The following is a 1,091-nucleotide window of genomic DNA, read 5'->3' as shown; positions in this document are numbered from 1 at the left end:
GCCATCCAGACGGGTAGAAATAATCGTTCTGAAATGTTCCAGTTCAGCTTTGGCTGCTGCAGGGATATGACTGGCCAGATCAACAATGATCTTTTGTTCAATCACTTCAAAGGTCATGACATCGAGCAGCTGCTCCAGATCAAAGGCCCCGACCTTTTCTTGGATCCGCAGTGCATTGGCCACGGTCTGGGAGAGTGTATCGAAGGTTGGGTAGTATTTAGAACTGTCTCTCCCGCGCGACAAAAAGGCTCTTGCTGTTGCACGGGAGCTGACGGATGACATCACCAGTTCCTGAGCCCATAGCGGTATATCGCCCAGGCTTTCACAGAAACCCGTGGTCATTAAACGGATAAAGAACGTACCGAGCTTGAATGGTGCTTCCCCATTCAATTCTTCAACCGATGCTGGATAACCAATTTCCGCCTGTAATGCTGTGACTAAAGCTGGCACTAGTTGGAATTTTTCCAGTTCAGCAAAGGAGTCTGGATTCACTTCCAAATCCAGATTCTGCTGTACCATTTCATCTGCCAGTGCCAGAACGATATGCATCAGCTCGGCACTGTCGGCCTTGACCACAGCCGCAATCATGGCCATATCCAGATCCTGTTCATCTGCATCAGGCTGAATATAGCGTTTCAATGTACTCAGACGGGCTTTGGCTTTAAGGAATTCTTCACGTTTGGCCAGATGTTCTCTTAGACTCTGCTGCTGTAAACCGAGCTCATTGAAGATAATCGAGAAACGATCGGCATAGAAGCTACGCGAATAAAGCTTGATGTCCAGCAACCAGTCTTTTTCAGTTTCAGGCTCAGCACTTGGGAAATACAGCAAGTATTTACCCTGCTGATCCTCAAGTTCCAGTTTAAGCTTAATCGCAAGGCTGGATTCTTCTGCCATATTCAAAATTTGGACATCATTTAGCTCTAGGGCTTTGATTTCTTCAGTAAATGACTGTTCTGCATCGTACCAAAAGACAATTCGATGCTGTTCAGTATAAAAGGCTTGTTCCAGGCCTTGCTGAAGTTGACTTAAATTCATGCAACGACCTCATCAAGGTCTAGTGCCGGAGAAAAAGCATTCATCATTTCTCC

Annotated in this window: 1 pseudogene; it reads right to left on the bottom strand. The window is 46.2% G+C overall.

From position 1 onward, the window contains the following. Nucleotides 1–1,038, bottom strand: a pseudogene (locus FTV17_RS15430) (BREX-1 system phosphatase PglZ type A); the annotation flags it as partial. Nucleotides 1,039–1,091 lie beyond the last annotated feature (53 nt).

It is taken from the genome of Acinetobacter sp. YH12239 (assembly GCF_013417635.1).
GTDB lineage: Bacteria > Pseudomonadota > Gammaproteobacteria > Pseudomonadales > Moraxellaceae > Acinetobacter.
Note: the sequence above shows the minus strand (reverse complement) of the source record. Positions and strands in the feature narration are given on the sequence as shown.